The organism is Ruegeria sp. HKCCD7221, assembly GCF_013031225.1.
Classification (GTDB): Bacteria; Pseudomonadota; Alphaproteobacteria; order Rhodobacterales; family Rhodobacteraceae; genus Ruegeria.
The window spans coordinates 45,624-68,836 of the sequence record NZ_WPZE01000001.1 but is presented as its reverse complement, the minus strand read 5'-3'; the positions used below and the strand labels follow the sequence as shown (position 1 = coordinate 68,836).

Below are 23,213 nucleotides of genomic sequence, written 5' to 3'. Positions count from 1 at the left end.
AGTTTGGAAAGAAATAAGGCAATCCTCCTGTCAAATCGACCCTATATTTATCAAAAGCCCCGGAGGATACATGTCACACAGCCTGCGCGCCCATATCGACGGTCAGACCTATGCCGATCAGTCAGCCATACTGGACCACCTGATTGCACAGTCTGATCTGACCCAAGCCGATCGTCAGTCCATATGCGCCTCTGCCGCTCAGTTGGTGCGCGATATTCGTTCCAGCACGTCGCCCGGCATGATGGAGGTATTTCTGGCCGAATACGGCCTGTCCACTGACGAAGGCGTGGCCTTGATGTGCCTGGCCGAAGCACTGTTGCGTGTCCCCGATGCCGACACGATCGACGCGCTGATCGAGGATAAGATTGCGCCATCCGATTGGGGTAAACATCTGGGGCAGTCCTCGTCCTCGCTGGTCAATGCCTCAACCTGGGCCTTGATGTTGACGGGCAAGGTTCTGGATGAAGGCAAATTGTCTCCGGTCGGTGCCCTGCGCGGCGCAATCAAGCGATTGGGTGAGCCGGTGATCCGCACGGCCGTAGGCCGGGCCATGAAAGAAATGGGCCGTCAGTTCGTACTGGGCGAAACCATCCAAGCCGCAATGGACCGCGCCAAGGGGATGGAAGCCAAGGGCTATACCTATTCCTACGACATGCTGGGCGAGGCCGCCCGGACCGAAGCCGACGCCGCCCGCTATCACCTATCCTATTCGCGCGCGATTGCGGCCATTGCCGATGCTTGCACCCATGACGACATACGCGCCAATCCGGGAATTTCGGTGAAGCTGTCGGCGCTGTACCCGCGTTATGAACTGGCGCAGGAACAGCGCGTGATGGATGAGCTTGTGCCCCGCCTGCGTGCGCTCTGCCTGCTGGCCAAGGCCGCCGGGATGGGCCTGAACGTAGATGCCGAAGAAGCCGACCGCCTGTCCCTGTCGCTGCAGGTCATAGAAGAGGTCATGTCCGAGCCCGCCCTGACCGGATGGGACGGGTTCGGGGTCGTGGTTCAGGCATATGGCCCACGCGCCGGGATCGTTTTGGACACACTTTATGACATGGCCCAACGCCACGATCGCAAGTTGATGGTCCGGTTGGTCAAAGGGGCCTATTGGGATACCGAGATCAAGCGTGCGCAGGTCGAAGGCGTCGATGGCTTTCCTGTCTTCACTCGCAAGGCGGCGACCGATATTTCCTACATCGCCAATGCGCGCAAATTGCTGGGTATGACCGACCGGATCTATCCGCAATTCGCCACCCACAACGCGCATACCGTCAGCGCGATCCTGCATATGGCCAAGGATCAACCCTATGAATTCCAGCGCCTGCACGGGATGGGCGAAACGCTGCACGGGTTGGTCAAAGATCAGAACTCTACCCGCTGCCGTATCTACGCTCCGGTCGGTGCGCATCGCGACCTATTGGCGTATCTGGTGCGCCGACTGTTGGAGAACGGTGCGAATTCATCTTTCGTGAATCAGATCGTGGATGAGACTGTGCCGCCGGAAGAAGTCGCCGCCGACCCGTTCAACGAGATCCGCGAACCGGCACGGCCACTTCCCACCGGACCTGAACTGTTTCAGCCCGAGCGCCCGAACTCGCGCGGGTTTGACTTGCAACATACGCCCACACTGGATCGGATCGACGCCGCCCGCGACGGGTTCCGAGCACATCACTGGTACGCGCGGCCACTTTTGTCCGGGGATGCCACGCCCGAGGACGACCAGCCTGTCATCAATCCGGCCCAACCTCAGGACCGGCCCGGCGCTGTCGCCCCAGCAAGCGCCGAGGACGTCGAACTGGCGCTGGCCTCTGCGGCACCATGGCAATCGCCAGCGACCGAGCGGTCCCGCATCCTGAACGCCGCCGCTGACCTGTACGAAGACCATTACGGCGAGCTTTTTGCGCTGTTGTCCCGTGAGGCTGGGAAATCGCTTCCGGATGCAGTTGCTGAACTGCGTGAAGCCGTTGATTTCCTGCGGTACTATGCTGCGAATATTCCTGATCTTGCGCCTGCTGGAACCTTCACCTGCATCAGCCCGTGGAACTTTCCGCTGGCCATTTTCACCGGTCAGATTGCGGCGGCGCTTGCCACTGGTAACGCTGTACTGGCCAAACCCGCCCCGCAAACACCCCTGATCGCGCATCGCGCCGTGCAGTTGATGCATGAAGCAGGTGTGCCACTGGATGTTCTGCAGTTGCTGCCGGGTGGTCCTATGGTGGGTGCGGCACTGACCTCGGATGCGCGGGTTTCGGGCGTGGCTTTTACAGGCTCGACCGCGACGGCGCTGAAAATCCGCGAGGCAATGGCAGAAAACCTGCGGCCCGGCACCCCGTTGATCGCGGAAACCGGCGGGCTGAATGCCATGATAGTGGACAGCACTGCTCTGCCCGAACAAGCCGTACAATCCATCATCGAAAGCGCGTTTCAATCGGCGGGTCAGCGCTGCTCGGCCCTTCGGTGCCTTTATGTGCAAGAGGACATTGCGGACGACCTGCTGACGATGCTGAAGGGCGCCATGGAGGCCCTGCAGGTTGGCGACCCGTGGTTGATTTCAACCGATTGCGGCCCCGTTATCGACAACGATGCACGGCAGGTCATCACGGATCACGTTGCAACGGCCCGTCGGGACGGGCGCATCCTAAAAGAGATGCCAACGCCGCCCGACGGCACATTCGTCGCTCCAACGCTTATTGAAATCCCTGGCATTGCCGCGCTAGAACGCGAGGTTTTCGGCCCGGTTCTGCATGTCGTGCGGTTCAAGGCGTCCGAGATTGATCAGGTGATCGCTGACATCAATGCCACGGGGTACGGCCTGACCTTTGGCTTGCACACGCGCATTGACGACCGTGTTCAGCACATCACCGAAGCCGTTCACGCAGGCAATATCTATGTGAACCGTAACCAGATTGGAGCGATTGTCGGATCGCAACCTTTTGGTGGTGAAGGGCTTTCCGGGACTGGCCCCAAGGCCGGTGGCCCAAACTACATGACCCGTTTCTGCGCACCCGACCGCCAGAACAGCGCCGGGACGTGGGACGCAACAATGGGCGGCTTGCCTGCCCCGGACGGCGAACCGGCATCAGTTCAAACCCGTTCCCTGCCCGGCCCCACCGGAGAATCCAACCGCCTCAGCGAGTTCCCCCGCCCGCCTCTATTGTGTATGGGGCCGGGTGAGGCTGCAGTTCAGGCACAAGCGGTGGCCGTGCAGGAATTGGGCGGTTCAGCAATCCGCGCCACAGGTACAATCGACCTGCACCGGCTTGAAAATGCGACAGGTATCTCTGGCGTTTTGTGGTGGGGGGATGAAGCCACGGCCCGAGACGTTGAACGTCATCTGGCCCGCCGCACTGGTCCGATCCTGCCCCTGATCCCCGGCTTGCCGGACAAAGCCCGAGTACTAGCCGAGCGCCACGTCTGCGTCGACACAACCGCCGCAGGGGGTAACGCGGCGTTGCTGGGTGGTGCGGCCTAAACAGACCTTGACGCTGGGCTAAGGAAAGCCCAGCGTCGCGCCATGTTTCCGATCCGCGATCATAACCCTTCGGGGCGCACTCCGTTCGTCGTTTACCTGCTAATGGCGGCGAATATTCTGATCTTTATCAGCTATGCAGGCGCCATGGACGACGCGCGGCTGATCAACCAGATTTACTATGATTACGCCGTTATTCCGGCTCGGATCACTGACGGATTTGCGTTCGATACTTTGGTGACATCAATGTTCCTGCACGGGGGCTGGATGCACCTGATCGGCAACATGCTGTTTCTGTGGATCTTTGGCGACAACCTCGAAGATGAGATGGGCCACCTGCCCTTCCTTCTGTTCTATCTGGCCGCCGGGATCGGCGCTGGCCTGATTCACGTCCTGACAGCCCCCGGCTCATTGGTTCCCACAATCGGTGCATCGGGCGCGATTGCCGGAGTGATGGGCGGCTATTTGCTGCTGTTCCCCAAGGCGCAGGTCGATATCCTGTTGATCCTGATCGTTTATATTCGCGTCTTCACCATTCCGGCTTTTGTCATGCTTGGGGTCTGGCTTGGCATGCAGTTTCTGGGCAGCCTCTCCAGCAACCCCGACGAAGGGGGGATTGCATATTGGGCGCATACAGGCGGATTCTTCGTCGGGCTGGTGTTGAGTATTCCGTTATGGTTGCAACGCGGTGGCGTCAAATTCTGGAACCAGACACACGGTCATCCACCCCACCCAGAGCAGACCTACAAGTTCTCGCAATCACGCATCCCCCGCATTCCGCGCAGGTAGACGCCCACCGCTTAGTTCAGTGATTTCCCGTGCAGCGGCCATAACCAACCCGCCCAAGTCCGGCGCGCGGTCCGTTTTGAATCGCACAGTCGGGCCGGACACGGATATCCCGGCACAGGGCTCGGCACGGTCATTGAATATCGCCGCGCCAATGCAGGACATGCCTTCATAGCGCTCTTCCCGATCATGCGACCAGCCCCGCTTTCGCGTCAGCGCCAAGTCCGACTGCAACTTTGACCCGGGCAGCAGGGTACTCTCGGTAAAGGCAACCGGTTCCCCCAAGCCTAGCGCTTTGGTCAACCCGGCCCCGCCCAGTTCGGCCAGGATCGCCTTGCCAGTTCCCGATGCATACATCGGGGTCCGGGCCCCCGGCGGAAAAAACGCCCGGATGGGGTTCCCGGTTTCGACCTGCCCAACAAACACAACCTCGAACCCATCGGGAACCGCAAGATTGGCTGTCTCACCGCTGTCCTGCATCAAGCGCCGCAGGATGGGTCGTCCGATCTCGATCACGCTGTTTCTACGCAGGAAAGACGCGCCGGTTCTGTATGCCTCGATGCCAATCACCCACTCCTGACGCTCTTCGTCAAAGCTGACGAAGCCGTGTTTTTGCAACGTGACCAGAATACGGTGCGTAGTGGCTGTGGGGACCCCGATCTCTCTGGACAGATCACTCAGCGCGGCCCGCTCCATGCGCGCAACCGTGGTCATAACGCCCAACGCGCGATCCAAAGACTGCATGGTCCCGGCCGAGCTTTCCTTGAACATGGATTTCGGTCGACCTCGTGGTCTTTTTTGCGGCTCTTGTCCCAATTTCCCTTCCTCCTTTGCCCGATATTTTTTGTCGCGGTTGAAATTCGCCATCAAAATGAAAAACGGAAATCTTCACGAATTTCGCCGGTTACAGATTTTTTGGCAAAAATGAAAATATTTTTCAAGAAAATTGCATGACGCCACATAATCCCGGAAAATGTCCTCCAAAGCGGAGGAATAGAAGATGTCCAATCAAAACCCGGTCTTCATACCAGGGCCGACAAATATCCCCGACCGGCTGCGGCTGGCCATGCAGGTTCAAACGCAAGACCACCGCGCACCGGATTTTGTCGACACGTTCGCCCCTGTTCTCGAAGAGACAAAGCGTGTCTTCAGCACTCAAACCGGTCAGATCGTGACATTCCCTGCCTCGGGCACCGGCGGGTGGGAAGCGGCGATCACCAATACCCTCAGCCCCGGAGACAAGGTTCTGGTGGCCCGTTATGGCGTTTTCAGCCATCGCTGGATCGACCTGTGCCAACGGCACGGGTTGGACGTGCAGATTATTGATTGCCCTTGGGGGACAGGTGCACCAGCAAACCTGTTTCAGGCAGCCCTTGCCAAGGACACGTCGCACGACATCCGCGCCGTTCTGGTGACCCATAACGAAACTGCCACCGGCGTGCTTTCGGATATCGGTGCTGTGCGTCAGGCCATGGACTCCGCAAACCATCCCGCGATGCTGTTTGTGGATTGCGTAAGCTCGCTGGCCTCTGTGCCATTTCAGTTTGACACATGGGGCGTCGATATCGCCGTGTCGGGGTCGCAAAAAGGATTCATGCTGGCGACCGGGATGGCGATCCTGTGTGTCAGCGAAAAGGCGCAAGAGGCGATGGCGTCCGCCAAGCTGCCCCGCACCTTTTTTGATTTCCGCGACATGATGGCTGCGAATACATCGGGCGGGTTTCCCTATACCCCGCCGCTGCAACTGATCTACGGGATGCGCGAAAGCCTTAAGATGCTGTTTGAGGAAGGTTTGGACAACGTCTATGCCCGCCACCACCGGCTGGCCGAAGGGGTTCGCCGTGCCACCGACGCGTGGGGCTTGAAGCTGGTTGCACAGTCGCCCGACCTTTATTCCGATACGGTCAGCGCAATCTATGTCCCCGATGGGTTCGACAGCAACGCCCTGACAGATCACGCGTTCAACGCATATGGCGTGTCCTTCGGGATCGGCCTTGGGCAACTGAACGGCAAGGCGTTTCGCATCGGTCATCTGGGCAGCCTGACGGACGTGATGGTCCTGTCTGGCCTCAGCACGATCGAAATGGCGATGGCGGACCTGAATTACCCGATCTCACTGGGCAGCGGGGTCGCGGCCGCGCAGGAATTCTATCGTTCCGGCTCGTCCGGCAACGCAATGGCGGCAGCCTGAGGAGATTGATCATGCTGGATCACACCCCCGCCGCGAAGCTGACAATCGACGACATGCGAGCGGCGCATGAACGGATCAAACCATATATCCGCCGAACCCCGGTCATGGTGTCCGACTACTTGAATGACCTGACCGGCGCCGATCTGTTTTTCAAGTGCGAGAACTTTCAAGAGGCCGGCGCCTTCAAGGTTCGCGGAGCAAGCAACGCCGTGTTTGGCCTAAGCGATGAGATGTCGGCAAAGGGTGTCTGCACCCATTCCAGCGGCAACCACGCGCTTTCGCTGTCGTATGCGGCCGGGCGGCGGGGCATTCCCTGCCACGTGGTCATGCCGCGCACGGCGCCACAGGCCAAGAAAGATGCGGTCCGGCGCTTTGGCGGAACGATTACCGAGTGCGAGCCGTCGACCACCTCGCGCGAAGCGACGTTTGCCGAAGTGCAGGCCAAAACGGGCGGCGAATTCGTCCACCCCTATAACGACCCCCGCGTGATCGCTGGGCAGGCGACATGTTCGGCGGAATTGCTGGAACAAACCGACGGTGTGGATGCGGTCATTGCGCCGATTGGCGGCGGCGGTATGGTGTCCGGAACCTGTTTAACAGTGTCAAACCTGGCTCCCGGTACAGCGATCTATGCCGCGGAGCCGGAACAGGCGGATGACGCTTATCGTTCGTTCAAGGCGGGTCGCATTATCGCGGACGACGCGCCCAAAACGGTTGCCGATGGTCTGCTGGTGCCGCTCAAGGAAAACACGTGGCACTTTGTGTCCAACCACGTGACCGACATCTTCACCGCCTCGGAGGATGAGATCATCGAGGCGATGAAACTAACGTGGAAATACTTGCGCGTGGTGATGGAGCCGTCCTCGGCGGTGCCTCTGGCAACCATTCTCAAAAATCCGGACGTGTTTCGCGGAAAACGCGTCGGCGTAATCATCACCGGCGGCAACGTGGATTTGGACAAGCTGCCCTGGCTCAAAGGGTAAGGAGGAATAACATGAACAAACCTGTGAAATTTGACGACCTCGAAGTCGGCTTCGACATCCCCGCCTCAATCGGTATGGACGAAAAAGACATTCAAACACCGTGCCTGATACTCGATCTGGACGCGCTGGAGCGGAATATCAGGAAGATGGGCGACTATGCCAAGGCACATGGCATGCGCCACCGCGTACACGGCAAGATGCACAAGTCCGTTGATGTCGCCAAACTTCAGGAAAAGCTGGGCGGCGCGGTGGGTGTCTGCTGTCAGAAAGTCTCGGAAGCAGAAGTTTTTGCGCGCGGCGGCATCAAGGATATCCTTGTATCAAATCAGGTGCGTGACCCGGCCAAGATCGACCGCCTGGCGCGACTGCCCAAGACCGGTGCGCGCACCATCGTCTGTGTGGACGACGTCAATAACGTCGCGGACCTGTCCGCTGCGGCAGTCAGCAACGGCACCGAATTAGAGGTTCTGGTCGAAATCGACTGCGGCGCGGGGCGGTGCGGCGTGACCACAACTCCGGCTGTAATCGAGATCGCCGAGGCGGTCGTGGCAGCCCCAAACCTGAAATTCGCAGGCATTCAGGCGTATCAGGGCGCAATGCAGCATCTCGACACGTACGAGGCCCGAAAAGAGAAACTGGATGCTGCAATCGCGATGGTAGAAGACGCAGTTGACGGGTTGAAGGCCGCAGGAATCGACTGCGAGCTGGTCTCGGGCGGCGGCACCGGGTCGTATTATTTCGAAAGCAATTCAGGTGTTTACAACGAGCTGCAATGCGGCTCCTACGCCTTCATGGATGCCGACTATGGCCGTATTCTGGACAAGGATGGCAAGCGGATCGACCAGGGTGAGTGGGAAAATGCGTTGTTTATCCTAACAAGCGTCATGAGCCACGCCAAAGCAGATAAGGCGATCTGTGATGCAGGTCTAAAGGCGCAGTCCGTCGATAGCGGCTTGCCGTTCATCTTTGGGCGCGATGATGTCGAATACCTCAAATGCTCGGATGAACACGGCGTGATCGGTGATCCCGGCAATGTTCTCAAGGTCAACGACAAGCTGCGTCTGGTTCCCGGTCATTGTGACCCAACCTGCAACGTCCATGACTGGTATGTGGGTGTGCGGGGCGGCAAGGTTGAAACGCTCTGGCCTGTTTCGGCCCGTGGAAAGGCGTTCTGAGCAATGAGGGATATCATGACTTCTCAAGACGGTCTGCTGATCGTAGGCGAAGATCTTTGCAAGCAACTGGTCGGCCGCCAGCAAGCCTTTGACGCGGTTCAGTCGGTCTTTGGCGCAATGGCCAACGGCGGGGCGTGGAATTTTCCTGTTGTGCGCGAGGCGCTGGGTTACGCGGACGCATTGTACGGCTTCAAGTCAGGGTTCGACAGGGAAGGACAGGTGCTGGGTGTAAAGTCGGGCGGATATTGGCCCGGCAATGCCGAAAAAAATCTGACCAACCACCAATCCACCGTCTTTCTGTTCGATCCTAACACCGGACAGCTCTCTGCGCTTGTCGGGGGCAATTACCTGACGGCGGTGCGCACGGCGGCCTCGTCAGCGGTCTCGATTGCACATCTGGCGCGAAAAGATTCGAAGGTTCTGGGGGTGGTTGGTGCAGGTCATCAGTCCGCCTTTCAACTGCGTGCGGCAGCCGAACAGCGCGCGTTCGAGAAGGTCGTCGCCTGGAACCCCCACCCGGACATGCTGCCGCGTCTGGCTGCCGTGGCCGAGGAAATCGGGTTGGAGTTCGAGGCCGTCAGCCAGCAGGAACTGGGCGCGCAGGCGGATGTGATCATCACGATCTCCTCAGCCTTTGAACCGCTATTGATGAATGACTGGATCAAACCCGGCACGCACCTTGCCTGCATGGGCACCGACACGAAAGGCAAGCAAGAGGTCGACCCCGCGCTTTTGGCCGCAGCAACCGTCTTCACAGACGAGGTCGCCCAATCCGTTACGATCGGCGAAGCCCAGCACGCTGTAAACTCGGGGGCGCTGAAGCAGGATCAGATCACACCAATTGGTGCCGTGATCAACGGGGATCACCCCGGCCGGACCAACGAAGACGAGATCACCCTGTTCGACGGAACCGGGGTCGGTTTGCAGGATTTGGCAGTTGCGTCGGTCGCCGCGCGATTGGCGGATGAGGCAGGCTTGGCGCAGCGCGCGGCCCTATGAAACGAAAAAGCGCGCCTCGTTCGGGGCGCGCAACTTCGATCGTGGCGATCAGGTCTTAGCCCCGGATCACCTTTGCAAACTGGTCAAAAATCGGTTCGTTCGAACAGATCACCTCGCCATCTTCCAAGACACTGCCTTCGGGGTTTAGGGCCTGCACAAAGCCACCGGCCTCTTTCACGATGATGATCCCGGCCGCCACGTCCCATGCGTGCAGGCGGCGTTCCCAGAACCCTTCGTACCGACCTGCGGCCACGTATGCCAAGTCAAGCGCAGCCGAGCCCCAGCGGCGCACACCGGCGCAGGTCGGCATCAAACGCGCCAGATCCTGCAGCGTTGCTGGCAAGTCCGAACGGCCACCAAAGGGCAGGCCCGTCGAAAAGATAGACTCGATCATACGATGACGACTTGAGACGCGAATGCGGGTGTCATTCATCCACGCACCTTCACCTTTTTCGGCAAAGAACATCTCGTCCTTGGCCGGGTCGTAGATCACGCCAGCGACGATCTTGCCCTTGTGTTCCAACGCGATTGAAATCGCCCAGTGCGGCAGGCCGTGCAGGAAATTCGTTGTCCCATCCAGCGGGTCCACGATCCAGCGGCGGGTGGGATCTTCGCCGGGGATTTCGCCGCCCTCTTCGGCCAGCCAACCATAGGTCGGGCGCGCGCCCAGCAGTTCCTCTTTCAGGATCGCCTCTGCGGCGATATCCGCCTTTGAGACAAAATCGCCTGCGCCTTTCATCGACACCTGAAGGTTCTCGACTTCGCGAAAATCTTTGACCAAAGACCGCCCCGCCTTGCGCGCGGCTTTAATCATGATGTTGAGGTTTGCACTGCCAACCATTGTCCAAAGGCTCCTGTTCGGTCAAACCGCGCGTATACTGATGCAAAGCGCCCTTGCCAAGAGGAATGATACGCATAGCAGACCCGCGTCTTGCGCCTATTGCTGTTGCAACTTGCGGGCCTCGGTGCCGGCCAGTTGAATCAACTCCTGCACATAGGGCTTTTCAAGGTCTTCCGTGCGGACGGCCGCGTACAGCCTGCGGGTAATTCCGTCCTCGGTCAGCGGGCGGGTCACATAGTCCGAATTGTACTTAACCTCGCGCACGACCCAGTCGGGCAACACCGAAATCCCGCGGTTCGAGGCAACCAAAAGCAGGATGACCGCCGTCAGTTCCACCTGTCGGATCGCGGCCGGCTCCACCCGCGCAGGGATCAGCAACTGGCTGAACACATCTAGTCGCGTGCGCTCGACAGGATAAGTGATCAAGGTCTGCCCCCGGAAATCTTCGGCTTCGATATAGTCCTTTTGCGCCAAAGGGTGCACCGACGCAGCGACAAATACGGCGTCATAGTCGAAAAGCTCGATGAACTCGACACCCGGCAGGTCTTCGGGGTCGGACGACACGACAAGATCGACCTCTTCTTTTTGCAGCGCTGGCAAAGCGTCGAACGCAAGACCTGGTTTGATATCTACATCGACATCCCCCCACGACTTGCGGAAGGTTTCCAGCACGGGAAACAACCACTCGAAACAGGCGTGGCACTCGATAGCGATATGCATCCGACCGGTACGACCATCACGCAGGGACGAGAATTCGTGCTGGGTCGCTTCGACCTGCGGCAGGATTTGCTCGGCCAACCGCAACAGGCGCAGACCAGCCGCCGATAATTTCATCGGCTTGGACCGACGTAGGAAGAGTTCAACACCCGCCTGATCTTCCAGCCCCTTGATCTGATGGCTCAGCGCAGACTGCGTGATGTTCAACTGGTCCGCAGCGCGGGCAAGCCCACCACATTCATGGATCGCCTTGATTGTGCGCAGGTGCCGGAATTCGATGTGCATTTCAGATTCGCTCATGTTGTTCTTGAACAATATGAGTTTGTCTCACATAGCAGAAACTGGCACAAGACCCGGGACCGCAGCAAATGAGGCCAAGATGACCAAGCCAGAAATTTCATTCGAGTTCTTCCCGCCGCAATCGCTGGAAGCCTCTTTTCGGTTGTGGGACACTGTTCAGACTCTGGCCCCACTTGATCCTCGGTTTGTGTCCGTCACTTACGGTGCAGGCGGGACCACGCGGGAACTGACCCGCGATGCGGTGGCAACTTTGCACAAATCTTCTGGCCTGCCTGTCGCGGCCCACCTGACCTGTGTGGATGCGACGCGCGAGGAAACATTGGCCATTGCCGACAGTTTTGCCAAGTCAGGCGTCCAGGATATCGTCGCGTTGCGCGGTGACCCACCAAAAGGTCAGGACAGTTTTGTTCCGCACCCTGACGGCTTTCAGAACTCGGTCGAACTGATTGCGGCGCTGGCTGAAACAGGCAAGTTCAACATTCGCGTCGGCGCCTACCCCGATATCCACCCCGAGGCGCAAAATGCGCGCACAGACGTGGACTGGCTCAAGGCCAAATTGGACGCCGGTGCCGACGAAGCCCTGACGCAGTTCTTCTTTGAGGCCGAAACATTCTTCCGCTTTCGCGACGACTGCGCCAAAGCGGGGATCGACAAGCCCATCGTTCCGGGAATTTTGCCGATCGAAAACTGGAAAGGGGCGCGCAACTTTGCCCGCCGCTGTGGAACGCGCATCCCGGCATGGGTTGAACAGGCGTTTGACAAGGCCGTTCGCGACGACCGCGAAGACCTGCTGGCCACGGCCCTATGCACCGAGCTGTGTTCCGACCTGATCGAAGGCGGTGTCGACAAGCTGCATTTCTATACGCTGAACCGCCCGGAACTTACCCGTGATGTCTGTTTTGCATTGGGCATCACACCCAAAACCGAGCTTCAGAACGTCGCCTGATCCAAAGGTCCGAACACACGATATTGTCGAGCCAAACCCGGGGACAATCCATTCGCAAACACCCCTATTGTTCCCTCTTCATATTCAATTTTTTGCCTTATTTGACAAAAATTCACCCGTCCTGACACTGGTTCTCGTAGTTGTTTAACGAGTGATTTGTTATGGAACCTGTTGATAGAATCAGGGCGCGTGCTGAGGCACTTCATGCCCTTGGATTGAACCAGCAAGCTGGTTCTGCGGACATCAGGAACGCGTGGCGACAGATCGCGTTTCACGCACATCCCGATTGTTCCTCGTCTGATGCGGCAGACTTCACACGCGCCAAGGAAGCTTACGATCTTTTGCGCGAAGAAGGGTTGGCTGGGAAAGCTGCTGATGCCGGAAAACCAAAGCGTCCCAGGTTGCGCAAACGCGTAATCACGCTGGAAGATGCGGATATCGATGCCTGTCGTTCATTGCTCGACAAAGCGCTTGCGCATGTTTCGGAAGAACAGGAAGCCAATCAGACCGAAGCGACGGTCGATTTGCGGGCCGACTCGGATCATATCCCCGAGGCTGTCGGCTGCTATGGCCGCAACCTGACGTATTTCGTGCCATCTCCGGTTTGTGAAGGTGCAAACCGTATCGCGCTTCCTACGTCGATTTTGGCTGGGACTCGCCGCACCGAGACTGAGGTCCTCAGTTTTCAGTGCAAAGAGGCCGGTGCTGGCGAGGTGGTTGTCCCCGAGACAATCCTGAACCGCAAGTTCCCCGGCGCAAAAAGCGTCCGCATCCGGTTCGAGGCGGATCAGAAAACTCAGGATGAGTTTTGGCTGGCCAGTTGACTTCGTCACAGGAAAACCCGGCTGAATCAGCCGGGTTTCCGTTAGAAATTCCAGTTATCAGTTTGAAACCGGAGCGTCCGAGGTGAATTTCGGAATGACAGCGGTTGATGCTGCGTCGGCCTCGATCCCCGGCCAGTTCCCTTCGGCAAGGTTGATGTTGCCGGGAATGTCTTCCTCAAAGAAACCTACGACCACATCCGTGATATTGAGATACAGCTTGTCGTCCACGATCCGCCAAAGGTTGGGATTTGCCGGAACCTTGCCGCCGCGCGAAACGCCATAAGCGCAATGGCCATCGTATTGGGGCGCGTAAAAGGCGGGGTTCTCAAGGAACTTGTCACGGTTTTCTTCCGTCGAAAACGCCCAGGTTGCACCATTGTATTCAGCGGTGATATCCGCCCGGCCGCGCACTCCTTCGGGCTGCGCCTGACCGACCGGAGACTGATCGAGGCTGCGATAGGCTACGACGTCATAACCAGAAACCGCAAAACCAGTGCCATCAACATACTGATCTCCGGCAAATGCGGGTAGCGACAGCGCAAGAGTAGCGGCTAGGGTCAGGGCAAAGCGTTTCATGTGTTCAGTCCTCATGTCCGAGGAGCGGTTCATCGCTCCGGTTTCCGGGTTCGGTCTGAGGATAGGTGATTTGTGTGCTCTGCGCAGTGCCGCTCGCGCCGCTGTGACATCGCACGTGAAAACGTGAAGGTTTCGCCCCGTTTGTTACAAAAACGACCCAACTTCCGGGGTTGGACTCTGAAGTCTGCAATATTAGCTGTTGTGACGGACGGACAATTTACATGAAATCTTCTGGGAAAGACGGACAATGACCGAACAAACGACCTATACGCCCCCCAAGGTCTGGACATGGGACAGTCAGAATGGCGGCCAGTTCGCCAATATCAACCGGCCGATTGCCGGGGCCACACATGACAAGGACCTGCCGATCGGGCGTCACCGGCTGCAGTTGTACTCCTTGGCGACCCCGAACGGGGTAAAGGTAACCGTCATGCTCGAAGAGCTGTTGGCGCTGGGGCACGAAGGCGCCGAGTATAACGCGTGGCTCGTCAATATTGGTGACGGTGACCAGTTTGGATCAGGTTTTGTCGAAGCCAATCCAAATTCGAAGATTCCTGCCCTTTGGGATCGCTCGGGTGAAAAGCCCGTACGTGTGTTCGAAAGCGCTTCGATCCTGTTTCATCTGGCGGAAAAGTTTGATGCCTTCCTTCCCAAATCCGGCCCAGAGCGCGTAGAGGTCATGAACTGGGTATTCTGGCAAATGGGCAGTGCGCCTTATCTGGGCGGCGGGTTCGGACATTTTTACGCCTACGCGCCCGAAAAGTTCGAATACCCGATCAACCGGTTCGCCATGGAAACCAAACGGCAACTGGACGTGCTGGATCGTGAACTGGCCGACAAGACCTATATCGCGGGTGACGACTATTCGATCGCGGATATTGCGATCTGGCCTTGGTACGGCCAACTGGTTCTGGGGCGTCTTTACAGCGCGGCCGAATTCCTGGACGTCGACTCCTACAAGAACGTCATGCGTTGGGCCAAAGCGATTGACGAGCGCCCAGCCGTCAAACGCGGCCGGATGGTGAACCGCGCATTTGGTGAGAAACATACGCAGCTTCACGAACGTCACGAAGCCAGCGATTTCGAAACCCGCACGCAGGATAAGCTTGAGGCCGCGGCGGAATAAGACACCTAGACCTCGCGGGGAACGCTCCGCGGGGTCTTGTTCTACTTCAGGACAGGCGGTTTATCCGGGTCGCTGCCCGGCGCAACCTGCGTCATGGCCCGCGCTTCGGGCTGCGGCAGATCAAATCGCAATCCCACACGGGCCAGAGATGCCGCCGCTGCATCTTGTGCACTGAAAAAACCGACATCCATCGCCCCGGCCTCAATCCCCGAAAACGTCAAAGCCTCGGACGCGGCTTTGGCCAAGGCGGCCTCGGCACCGTCTACCGCGTCGACGAATCCCAGCATGTGCCCTGAGCCACCTTCTTTCGATCTGGTGCCCACAAGAAACGCGGCCTGAGCCAGCCCAACAGCGGTGGCCAACTTGGTGTCCAGCGCGGTCAGCAGTTCATCTGGCAATCCCGCAGGCGGTACAAACTCAGCAAAGTGCTGCTCAACTTCCTCGGGACCATGTTGAAGGGTTGTCGCCAGCCAGCCCAACGCCTCGGACGGAATCAACATCGAAGACGGGGCTGTCTCCAAATTCAGACCCAACCCGATACCTTGCCCCGCCAGCATCGACGACAGAACGCGCCCTGACACCGCGACATAGGGAACCGGGCGGCCAGCGAACTGCGCCAGACGGTCCTCACGATCAAAGGCCAGCACGAAACTGCCATCTGCAACGTCAAAGAGTTCGGGTGAGATGTTTTCGTCCCGTGCCTCTTCGGTCAGCATCAGGAACAGCTCGCTGTCCGCCAGCCGTTCAAAGAACCTCAGACGCGCGGCGTCGTCCTGAGGCGCAGCGTCCATCGCGGCGTGGGCCGAATCCAGCGCGGTTATCTCAGTCATTCAATACCTCTTGCACCCGCGCGCGCAGGACCGGCAACAGGTCGGACGCGAACCACGGATTTTTCTTGATCCATGCCGTATTCCGCCACGAAGGATGAGGCAAGGCAAAGACCCGCGGCGCATGGTCCCGCCAGTTGCGCACAGTGTCCGTCACCGACCCGCGCGCTTTGAGGTGATACTTGAATGCATGGCCGCCCACGAGGACAGTCAAAGGAACCTCACCGAGCGTCCGCATTACCTTGTCATGCCAGGTTTGGCCGCAAACCCGCGGCGGCGGCAGATCGGCCTTGCGCGCATCATACCCCGGAAAGCAAAACGCCATCGGCACAATGGACACGCAGGTGCGGTTATAAAACGTGGTTTCATCCACCCCCAGCCATTCGCGTAGCCGATCACCTGAGGGGTCTGTAAAAGGCCGCCCCGAGGCATGCACCCGTGCGCCCGGTGCCTGACCGGCTATCAGAATCGGGGCGCCTTTGCGAAACCAGACCACCGGTCTTGGTTCATGGGCCGTCTCAGTGGCCGCGAACCGATCCGCGCAAAGACGGCAGGCCGCAATTTCTTCTTCGAGTGAATTCATAAGATCGCAAGGTTTCCTGAAGCAAACTGCCCGAGAATTACTCAATAACCTAGTCACGGCGCGGTTCTTCTGAAACGGGTGCAAAAGTCACAATCAAAACAGGCCGCAACAGGATGCATTGAACATTTGTTTCATAATTCGACATAATGCAGCCAACGTGAATGGATAAAAACTCTGCTTTTCCGCCTCCCTGACCGGTAGGAATTGACAAGAAATATAGCAGGCCCAGAATGCTTGAATTCGAAAATGTCAGTAAGTCCTTTTGGACCGGGACACGCCGCAAAGTGATCCTGGACAGGGTTTCGTTCAGGGTCGAGCTGGGCAGATCCGTTGGCATTCTCGCGCCAAACGGAACCGGAAAAACCACACTGATCAACATGATGGCCGGGTTAGAGAAACCCGACGACGGGGTCATTCGCAAATCTTGCCGGGTGTCGTTTCCCATGGGCTTCACCGGCGGCGTGTCCAACAAGTTGTCAGCTTTGGAAAACGCACGCTACATCGCCAAGATCTATGGCATGGACCCGGACTACGTCGAAGCTTATTGCAGTTGGCTTTGTGGTTTGGGCGAGTATTTTGATCAACCGCTCGCCACCTATTCGTCAGGCATGAAAGCGCGCTTTACGTTTGCGCTCATGTTGGCGCTGGACTTTGACATGTACCTCATAGATGAGGGGATGCCAGCCACGACAGATGTGGAATTCAACAAAAAAGCGGGCGACATCCTGCGGGAAAGACTGCGCACCACCACTTTGGTGATCGTGTCGCACAGTCCGCAAGTTCTGGAGAAATTCGCGAGCCAAGCGGCTGTTCTGGTGGACGGCCAGCTATACATGTTCGACACCTTGGAAGAGGCAAAACAGCTATATGACTACCAAACCCAAGGCTAGAATCTATAACTGGCGGCGCAAGCGCAACGGATCGGGCACGGCCGAGGCGCGCGCCGACGCAATGTCGCGTATCCGAGAGGCAACCAGCGCACCCGAGGCGGCCAACGAACCGCAGCCGGGCACGGATATTGACGATATCAAACGTGAAGGTCTGACGGGACGGCAGCTCAGGATCGCCCGCCGTCTGGCCCATAAACACGGTTTGGCGACAACGTCGGATTACGATGCGGTTCGGTTGTTGCGAAAGAAAGGCATAGATCCGTTTGAACGCGCCAGCCTGCTGGACCTTGCAGCGGAAAAGAAGCGGGCCGAGGACGAGACAACAGACAAGGTCAAAATCCAACTGCCGCAGACTTTTTCCGAAGGCCCTCAGACCCTACCCGGCCCTGAACTGAACCCTGCACAGCGCCGGGAATTCGAGATCGGCGAAATACAAAAGGACATCGCCCGCCGCCGCCGTCGCAAACTGTTTGCCCTGTTTGCACGACTGGCTGTGTTTGTGCTGCTGCCGACAGTGGCCGTCGGCATGTACTTCTACCGCTACGCGACACCGATGTATGCCAGCGACTCGGCCTATTCGATATTGCAGGCCGATGGCGGCGGTGCCGCTTTTGGCGGTTTTCTGGCCGGAACACAGTACGCCACCGCGCAGGATTCGGTCGCAACACAGGAATTTTTGGAATCCAAGGACGCTCTGATCCGGTTGGAGCGGGACATGGGCTTTTCGGACATCTTCAAACAAGAATGGATTGATCCGATCCAGCGCCTTGCCCCGGACGCCAGCCTTGAAGAAACCTACAAGCTCTACAAGCGAATGGTCACGATTGGATATGATCCAAGCGATGGCATCATCCGTATGGAAGTTGCGGCCCCGGACCCTGATATCGCGGTGGGCTTGTCCGAAAAACTGCTGTCCTACGCGGAAGAAACGATCAACGGCCTGTCCGAATTGAAGCGCGAAGACCAGATGCGGGATGCACTGGAAAGCTTTGAACTCGCACAGGAAGATCGCAGGCAGGCGCAGGAAGCACTTATCGAGCTGCAATTGCAGGGTGCGATTCTGGACCCCGAAAATGTCATTGTCGGCTTACGCACGCGCATTAACACACTTGAAACCCAGCTTCAGGAGAAAGAGCTGCAGTTGGCGGCGCTATTGGACAACTTGCGTCCGAACAAGGCCAAGGTGGACGGCGCGCGCGCTGATATCGCCCGGTTGGAAGCCGTTCTTGAGGAACTGAATGCCGAAATGCTGGACGTTTCTGGCGGCGAAAACTCTCTGGCCCGGCTAAGCGTGCGGATTCAGATGGCGCAGGCAGATCTTGCCGCACGCGACATGATGCTGCAAACGGCCATGCAACAGATGGAAACCACCCGAACCGAAGCAAACCGCAAGGTCCGTTACTTGTCGGTATCGGTGAATCCGGTTCCCAGCCAGGATCCGACTTATCCGCGCAAATTCGAAAATACGATTTTGGCTTTCCTGTTGTTTGCTGGTATCTACCTGATGATCTCGCTAACAGCGTCGGTCCTTCGTGAACAGGTATCCTCGTAAGACATATGAAACATGTAAAAATCTCCGATCTCACGGTCGGCAATGATCTGCCTCTGACGATCATCGCCGGCCCCTGCCAACTTGAAACGGCCGATCACGCCCAGATGATCGCCGGCAAAATGAAAGAAGCCTGCGACGCTGCAGGCGCGCAATATATTTTCAAGGCCTCTTATGACAAAGCGAACCGGACCTCATTGTCCGGGAAACGGGGTATGGGGATCGACGCCGGACTGAAGGTTCTTGGCGACATCCGCAAGACCATGGGTATTCCGGTTCTGACCGATGTCCACACCGAAGCCCAATGCGCCGTTGCGGCCGAATCTGTGGATGTCCTGCAAATCCCGGCGTTTCTATGCCGGCAGACGGACATGTTGCTGGCTGCAGGTAACACCGGCAAGGCCGTGAACGTCAAAAAGGGTCAGTTCCTTGCCCCGTGGGAAATGACCAATATTGTCGACAAGGTCGAAAGCACAGGAAACCAGAACATCCTTTTGACCGAGCGTGGAACCTCGTTTGGGTACAACACGCTGGTCGCTGATATGCGGGCGCTGCCTCAGATGGCTCAGACCGGGTACCCCGTTGTTATGGATGCGACCCACTCGGTTCAGCAACCCGGTGGCAAAGGCGGATCATCCGGCGGACAGCGTGAATTTGCGCCAGTCATGGCCCGGGCTGCTGTCTCTTTAGGCGTTGGGGCGGTTTTCATTGAAACCCATCAAGACCCGGACTCGGCACCTTCTGATGGTCCGAATATGATCCCCTTGGATCAAATGCCTCAATTAATTGACACATTGATGCGCTTTGATGCGCTGGCGAAAGCCAACCCAATTCAAATTTGAGCACGAGCTATAGAATGAACAAACCCATCCCCGAGGTGACCCCAAACACCTGGAGCTTTCTGCGCGACGCGATGATCAAACCCACCGGGTTTCGCGAATATGACGCCCGGTGGAAATATCCCGAAGAGATCAACCTGCCCGGCATGACCGCGCTGGGTCTGGGTCTGGGCACCCAAATGCGCAAACGCGGGATCGAACCTGTGATCGCGGTGGGCAACGACTATCGTGATTATTCGCTGGCCATCAAAAACGCATTGATTCTGGGCCTGATGCAGGCGGGGATTCAGGTCAAGGATATCGGCCCTGCACTTAGCCCGATGGCTTATTTCGCACAGTTCCATCTGGACGTACCTGCGGTCGCGATGGTCACTGCCAGCCACAACCCGAACGGCTGGACTGGAGTGAAGATGGGCTTTGACCGTCCCCTGACCCACGGCCCGGACGAGATGTCAGAACTGCGCGATATCGTCCTGAACGGCGACGGTGTGGCGCATGAAGGTGGCTCGTATGAGTTCGTTGATGGTGTGAAAGAAGCGTATATCGACGATCTGGTCGGTGATTTCACAATGTCACGCCCGCTGAAAGTGGTCTGTGCGACCGGGAACGGCACCGCCTCGGCCTTTGCGCCCGAGATATTTGAGCGGATGGGCGTCGAAGTGGTCCCCAGCCACAATCGTCTGGATTACACCTTCCCCAACTATAACCCCAACCCCGAAGCCATGGAGATGTTGCATGACATGGCCGATACCGTGAAATCCAGCGGCGCGGATATGGCGCTGGGGTTTGACGGTGATGGCGACCGGTGTGGCGTTGTCGATGATGAGGGTGAAGAGATCTTCGCCGATAAGGTCGGTGTCATCATGGCGCGCGATCTGGCGAAGCTTTACCCCAACTCAACGTTTGTGGCCGATGTGAAGTCGACCGGCCTATTCGCCAGCGATCCAGAGTTGCAGGCCCTTGGGGTTAAGGCAGATTACTGGAAAACCGGCCACAGCCACATGAAGCGCCGGGTCAAGGAAATCAACGCGTTGGCCGGGTTCGAGAAGTCGGGTCATTACTTCTTGGCCGAGCCCATCGGGCGCGGATATGACTGCGGAATGCGCGTGGCGGTCGAGATTTGCAAGCTGATGGACCGCAACCCAAATCAAAGCATGTCGGATCTGCGAAAGGCCCTGCCGAAGACCTGGTCAACGCCGACCATGTCCCCCTATGCGGCGGATACCGAGAAGTATGACATCCTCGAACGGTTGGTCGACAAGCTGGTCGCTAAGTCCGAAGCGGGCGAGACATTTGCTGGCCGCGCAATCAAAGAAGTCGTGACCGTCAACGGTGCGCGGGTCATTCTGGACAATGGCAGTTGGGGTCTGGTGCGCGCATCGTCAAACACACCTAATCTGGTTGTCGTTTGCGAAAGCAGCGAAAGCGAAGACGAAATGCGCGCAATCTTCGCAGATATTGACGCCGTTATTCGCACCGAACCCGGCGTTGGCGACTACGATCAAACTATCTGATTTTATAGTAGGGCTGGGGCGTAGATAACGCCCCAGCCCATCAATCTGCACCCAGCAGTTTCAAAAGCCCTTTCTTGGCTTCCTCTTCCAGCTTCTTCTTTACCGCCTTTTCAAGGCTTTCGCTGTCCGTGACGGCGGTACCCAATTCATCCCCGACCTTATCAAGGACTTGCTGTTTGGCGTCGCCTTCCAATTCCTTGATCTTTCCCTCTGCAGCAGCCTCGATCACTTTGCTCAGGTCCGGTTGAATCGAGGGGTTGCTCCACGGTCCCACGATTCTGACTGGTACCGACAACCCCTGCCCCGAGTTGGCCCTCAAGGCAGTCGGCGTGAAAAGATAGTCGATATTGCGGGCGCCTATACCAACCGTGCCCTTGCCGTCTGCCCTGAAGTTGTCCAGCGACATCAGCAGGTCCTCATTCCTGAGAACCCCTTGATCAATGGTGAAGCTGGCCGTCAGACTGTTGAACACCGTCGCACCGCCACTGCCGTCTCCGCGCCCCATTATCCGATCCAGATCAATGCCCGAGATTACCCCCCTGCCGACATCAAGCCGACCCTTGCCACTGAGGGAGCGCATGATCTGATCTTCGGTCTGCCCCACCCCCAGAAATTCGAACGATCCAGAGCCGGTACCAGATAGTCGCGTGACATCTGCCAAAGTGGTCAAAGCGGATTGGATGTCGATGCCCTCAGCCTGAAGATTACCGCCAACTGACAAACCGTTTCTGTTATTTGCCACGACCTGACCGGTCAGTTTTCCGGAAAACAGCGTGGCGGGATTCATTTGAAGCACCGCTCTTGAACGATCGAGGTTCAGCGTCAGGTCACTTGGCCCCAGAGTTAGCTCAGGCACAGCGATCGAATTGGCCGTCAGCCGGATTTTTCCATTGGCCAAAGCAAGGGCAGAGGCGTCAATTGGTGCGGTCGACCACCCTTCTGCGGCCGTAACCGCCGCCGATCCGCCGCCGTCACCTCCTTCGCCTGAAGGCGCGTTAAAACGTGAAAGATCAAGATCCCCGCCGTTCAGCCGTGCCGTAATCTGCGGAGGGTCCGAGATCACGATATCCGCCTCTCCGGTCAGCCGGTTGTCGTCCAGTTGTGCCACCATTTCTCGCAGCGAGATACGTCCCTCGCTGGTATAGGTCATATGACCCGCGACTTCGGCTTTCCGCCCCAGACCAAGTGGTACGCCAACGCCAGCCTGCCCAAAAGCGGCCAGCATCCTTTCGGTGTCTTGCGCTTTGACATGCAGCTTGCCGTCCATCTCTCCGGCAAGGTTCACCAGGCCATCGAAATCCACTTCTCCGCCCGGTGCGCGCAAGAGCAGTTCCAGCGGCGCCGCGACGCCTGTGGCGTAGGCAGGCAAGTCCGGAATTTTCAGGTCAACCTCGACCTTGCCGCCGGGGACACCCATCTTGGCCTCGACAAATAGCGGGGCAGTCACGTCAGGCCAGTTCGCGGAAAGATCCACATTGGCAAAGTCGAACTTCACCGCGTTGTTTTCTACATAAACAAGACGTGCGTTGGTCAGTTCCAGAAAGTCCAGTGTTACCGTACCCGTCGTACTTTGAGATGGGGCACTGACAGCGTTGCCAGAGGATACAGGTGCCGCCCGGTCAAATTGCCAGTTGCCGCGCCCTTCGGACAGTTCAAGCCGAAGCGTCGGGTTTTCCGCGATGATCCGGCGTATCCTCAGATCCCCCGAGATCAACGCCGCAGCATCCACGCCAACCGCCATGCTGTCGGCGCTCAGCATGGGCTCTGGTCCGGCCCAAGACGCGTTACTGAATGTCACGGGGCCGGTTTCCATGCCCAAGACCGGCCAGAACGACAGGTTTACATCGCCGGACAGTTTCAAATCCCGCCCCGTCTGGCCGCGCACCTGCTCGGTCAGGATCGCCGCAAGCTTGTCACCGGGCATCATCAACAATGCTCCGATCACCAGCCCGATAACGGCCACAAGAAGGAAGACGATGCGCAACAGCCACTTCATTTTTCTGCTCTCCGCTTATCTGGCATGCGTTGAAAATATCATTCAAAGCCCAGCGGCCATTTGCAAGGGGAAGCGTTCCCCA

20 protein-coding genes are annotated in these 23,213 nt (G+C 58.0%); 13 read left to right on the top strand and 7 right to left on the bottom strand.

Features of this window, described 5'->3' with window-relative positions; all coding sequences use genetic code 11:
• Positions 1-70: 70 nt before the first annotated feature.
• Together putA and GOX73_RS00360 are read left to right on the top strand one after the other, a co-directional pair.
• Positions 71-3,472, top strand: a complete 3,402-nt coding sequence (putA, locus tag GOX73_RS00365) for a bifunctional proline dehydrogenase/L-glutamate gamma-semialdehyde dehydrogenase PutA (RefSeq protein ID WP_171122315.1) — start codon at positions 71-73, stop codon at positions 3,470-3,472.
• Positions 3,473-3,514: 42 nt separating this feature from the next.
• Positions 3,515-4,258 (top strand): rhomboid family intramembrane serine protease, encoded by a 744-nt coding sequence (locus GOX73_RS00360; protein ID WP_171122313.1) that lies wholly within the window; start codon positions 3,515-3,517, stop codon positions 4,256-4,258.
• On the opposite strand, the gene GOX73_RS00355 is transcribed toward GOX73_RS00360, so the two are convergent.
• Positions 4,229-5,026, bottom strand: coding sequence for an IclR family transcriptional regulator (locus tag GOX73_RS00355; RefSeq protein ID WP_254429092.1), 798 nt, complete (start codon positions 5,024-5,026; stop codon positions 4,229-4,231). The genes GOX73_RS00360 and GOX73_RS00355 overlap by 30 nt on opposite strands.
• Positions 5,027-5,255: 229 nt before the next feature.
• Between GOX73_RS00355 and bhcA the strand changes: the two genes are divergently transcribed.
• The 4 genes from bhcA to bhcD are packed head-to-tail and all read left to right on the top strand — an operon-like array spanning position 5,256 to position 9,603.
• Positions 5,256-6,446, top strand: coding sequence for an L-aspartate--glyoxylate aminotransferase BhcA (bhcA, locus tag GOX73_RS00350; RefSeq protein WP_171122309.1), 1,191 nt, complete (start codon positions 5,256-5,258; stop codon positions 6,444-6,446).
• An 11-nt stretch (positions 6,447-6,457) separates the two neighbouring features.
• Complete coding sequence (gene bhcB, locus GOX73_RS00345) at positions 6,458-7,429, top strand: beta-hydroxyaspartate dehydratase BhcB (RefSeq protein ID WP_171122306.1); 972 nt, start codon at positions 6,458-6,460, stop codon at positions 7,427-7,429.
• An 11-nt stretch (positions 7,430-7,440) separates the two neighbouring features.
• Positions 7,441-8,604, top strand: a complete 1,164-nt coding sequence (gene bhcC, locus GOX73_RS00340) for a 3-hydroxy-D-aspartate aldolase BhcC (protein ID WP_171122304.1) — start codon at positions 7,441-7,443, stop codon at positions 8,602-8,604.
• Positions 8,605-8,619: 15 nt separating this feature from the next.
• Complete coding sequence (gene bhcD, locus GOX73_RS00335; RefSeq protein ID WP_217350991.1) at positions 8,620-9,603, top strand: iminosuccinate reductase BhcD; 984 nt, start codon at positions 8,620-8,622, stop codon at positions 9,601-9,603.
• A 55-nt stretch (positions 9,604-9,658) separates the two neighbouring features.
• Here bhcD and GOX73_RS00330 read toward each other — a convergent pair whose 3' ends face one another.
• Together GOX73_RS00330 and GOX73_RS00325 are read right to left on the bottom strand one after the other, a co-directional pair.
• A complete protein-coding gene (locus tag GOX73_RS00330) occupies positions 9,659-10,444 on the bottom strand; it encodes an inositol monophosphatase family protein (protein WP_171120360.1) in 786 nt (261 codons plus the stop codon).
• 96 nt (positions 10,445-10,540) lie between these two features.
• On the bottom strand, positions 10,541-11,446 hold the full coding sequence (locus GOX73_RS00325; RefSeq protein ID WP_171123544.1) for a LysR family transcriptional regulator: 906 nt from the start codon (positions 11,444-11,446) through the stop codon (positions 10,541-10,543).
• A gap of 94 nt (positions 11,447-11,540) precedes the next feature.
• Between GOX73_RS00325 and metF the strand changes: the two genes are divergently transcribed.
• Both metF and GOX73_RS00315 read left to right on the top strand, forming a co-directional pair.
• Complete coding sequence (gene metF / locus GOX73_RS00320) at positions 11,541-12,407, top strand: methylenetetrahydrofolate reductase [NAD(P)H] (RefSeq protein ID WP_171120358.1); 867 nt, start codon at positions 11,541-11,543, stop codon at positions 12,405-12,407.
• Between the two features lie 161 nt (positions 12,408-12,568).
• Positions 12,569-13,231, top strand: coding sequence for a DnaJ domain-containing protein (locus GOX73_RS00315; protein WP_171122300.1), 663 nt, complete (start codon positions 12,569-12,571; stop codon positions 13,229-13,231).
• A 57-nt stretch (positions 13,232-13,288) separates the two neighbouring features.
• Here GOX73_RS00315 and GOX73_RS00310 read toward each other — a convergent pair whose 3' ends face one another.
• Entirely contained in the window at positions 13,289-13,807 is a 519-nt protein-coding gene (locus tag GOX73_RS00310; RefSeq protein WP_171122298.1) for a YHS domain-containing (seleno)protein, read from the bottom strand.
• A gap of 247 nt (positions 13,808-14,054) precedes the next feature.
• Between GOX73_RS00310 and yghU the strand changes: the two genes are divergently transcribed.
• Positions 14,055-14,933 (top strand): glutathione-dependent disulfide-bond oxidoreductase, encoded by an 879-nt coding sequence (gene yghU / locus GOX73_RS00305; protein WP_171122296.1) that lies wholly within the window; start codon positions 14,055-14,057, stop codon positions 14,931-14,933.
• A gap of 41 nt (positions 14,934-14,974) precedes the next feature.
• Here the strand turns inward: yghU and GOX73_RS00300 are convergent, their stop codons facing one another.
• Together GOX73_RS00300 and GOX73_RS00295 are read right to left on the bottom strand one after the other, a co-directional pair.
• On the bottom strand, positions 14,975-15,763 hold the full coding sequence (locus tag GOX73_RS00300) for an SseB family protein (protein ID WP_171122295.1): 789 nt from the start codon (positions 15,761-15,763) through the stop codon (positions 14,975-14,977).
• Positions 15,756-16,343: a uracil-DNA glycosylase family protein gene (locus tag GOX73_RS00295; RefSeq protein ID WP_171122293.1), complete on the bottom strand. Its 588-nt coding sequence runs from the start codon at positions 16,341-16,343 to the stop codon at positions 15,756-15,758. The genes GOX73_RS00300 and GOX73_RS00295 overlap by 8 nt, the downstream gene beginning before the upstream one ends.
• A 230-nt stretch (positions 16,344-16,573) precedes the next feature.
• Here GOX73_RS00295 and GOX73_RS00290 point away from each other — a divergent pair, with 230 nt between their 5' ends.
• Genes GOX73_RS00290 through GOX73_RS00275 form a run of 4 tightly spaced genes read left to right on the top strand, consistent with a single transcriptional unit; the run spans position 16,574 to position 21,135 of the window.
• A complete protein-coding gene (locus tag GOX73_RS00290; RefSeq protein ID WP_171122291.1) occupies positions 16,574-17,233 on the top strand; it encodes an ABC transporter ATP-binding protein in 660 nt (219 codons plus the stop codon).
• A complete protein-coding gene (locus tag GOX73_RS00285) occupies positions 17,211-18,785 on the top strand; it encodes a capsule biosynthesis protein (protein ID WP_171122289.1) in 1,575 nt (524 codons plus the stop codon). The genes GOX73_RS00290 and GOX73_RS00285 overlap by 23 nt, the downstream gene beginning before the upstream one ends.
• Positions 18,786-18,790: 5 nt before the next feature.
• On the top strand, positions 18,791-19,624 hold the full coding sequence (kdsA, locus tag GOX73_RS00280; protein ID WP_171120342.1) for a 3-deoxy-8-phosphooctulonate synthase: 834 nt from the start codon (positions 18,791-18,793) through the stop codon (positions 19,622-19,624).
• 14 nt (positions 19,625-19,638) lie between these two features.
• Positions 19,639-21,135 (top strand): phosphomannomutase/phosphoglucomutase, encoded by a 1,497-nt coding sequence (locus GOX73_RS00275; protein WP_171122287.1) that lies wholly within the window; start codon positions 19,639-19,641, stop codon positions 21,133-21,135.
• A gap of 40 nt (positions 21,136-21,175) precedes the next feature.
• Here the strand turns inward: GOX73_RS00275 and GOX73_RS00270 are convergent, their stop codons facing one another.
• Positions 21,176-23,131: an AsmA family protein gene (locus GOX73_RS00270; RefSeq protein WP_171122285.1), complete on the bottom strand. Its 1,956-nt coding sequence runs from the start codon at positions 23,129-23,131 to the stop codon at positions 21,176-21,178.
• Between the last annotated feature and the right edge of the window lie 82 nt (positions 23,132-23,213).

Bases quoted from the DNA above. Each gene is read 5' to 3' on its own strand.
- putA (WP_171122315.1), top strand. From the start codon at position 71: ATGTCACACAGCCTGCGCGCCCATATCGACGGTCAGACCTATGCCGAT.
- GOX73_RS00360 (WP_171122313.1), top strand. From the start codon at position 3,515: ATGTTTCCGATCCGCGATCATAACCCTTCGGGGCGCACTCCGTTCGTC.
- GOX73_RS00355 (WP_254429092.1), bottom strand. From the start codon at position 5,026: ATGTTCAAGGAAAGCTCGGCCGGGACCATGCAGTCTTTGGATCGCGCG.
- bhcA (WP_171122309.1), top strand. From the start codon at position 5,256: ATGTCCAATCAAAACCCGGTCTTCATACCAGGGCCGACAAATATCCCC.
- bhcB (WP_171122306.1), top strand. From the start codon at position 6,458: ATGCTGGATCACACCCCCGCCGCGAAGCTGACAATCGACGACATGCGA.
- bhcC (WP_171122304.1), top strand. From the start codon at position 7,441: ATGAACAAACCTGTGAAATTTGACGACCTCGAAGTCGGCTTCGACATC.
- bhcD (WP_217350991.1), top strand. From the start codon at position 8,620: ATGACTTCTCAAGACGGTCTGCTGATCGTAGGCGAAGATCTTTGCAAG.
- GOX73_RS00330 (WP_171120360.1), bottom strand. From the start codon at position 10,444: ATGGTTGGCAGTGCAAACCTCAACATCATGATTAAAGCCGCGCGCAAG.
- GOX73_RS00325 (WP_171123544.1), bottom strand. From the start codon at position 11,446: ATGCACATCGAATTCCGGCACCTGCGCACAATCAAGGCGATCCATGAA.
- metF (WP_171120358.1), top strand. From the start codon at position 11,541: ATGACCAAGCCAGAAATTTCATTCGAGTTCTTCCCGCCGCAATCGCTG.
- GOX73_RS00315 (WP_171122300.1), top strand. From the start codon at position 12,569: ATGGAACCTGTTGATAGAATCAGGGCGCGTGCTGAGGCACTTCATGCC.
- GOX73_RS00310 (WP_171122298.1), bottom strand. From the start codon at position 13,807: ATGAAACGCTTTGCCCTGACCCTAGCCGCTACTCTTGCGCTGTCGCTA.
- yghU (WP_171122296.1), top strand. From the start codon at position 14,055: ATGACCGAACAAACGACCTATACGCCCCCCAAGGTCTGGACATGGGAC.
- GOX73_RS00300 (WP_171122295.1), bottom strand. From the start codon at position 15,763: ATGACTGAGATAACCGCGCTGGATTCGGCCCACGCCGCGATGGACGCT.
- GOX73_RS00295 (WP_171122293.1), bottom strand. From the start codon at position 16,343: ATGAATTCACTCGAAGAAGAAATTGCGGCCTGCCGTCTTTGCGCGGAT.
- GOX73_RS00290 (WP_171122291.1), top strand. From the start codon at position 16,574: ATGCTTGAATTCGAAAATGTCAGTAAGTCCTTTTGGACCGGGACACGC.
- GOX73_RS00285 (WP_171122289.1), top strand. From the start codon at position 17,211: ATGACTACCAAACCCAAGGCTAGAATCTATAACTGGCGGCGCAAGCGC.
- kdsA (WP_171120342.1), top strand. From the start codon at position 18,791: ATGAAACATGTAAAAATCTCCGATCTCACGGTCGGCAATGATCTGCCT.
- GOX73_RS00275 (WP_171122287.1), top strand. From the start codon at position 19,639: ATGAACAAACCCATCCCCGAGGTGACCCCAAACACCTGGAGCTTTCTG.
- GOX73_RS00270 (WP_171122285.1), bottom strand. From the start codon at position 23,131: ATGAAGTGGCTGTTGCGCATCGTCTTCCTTCTTGTGGCCGTTATCGGG.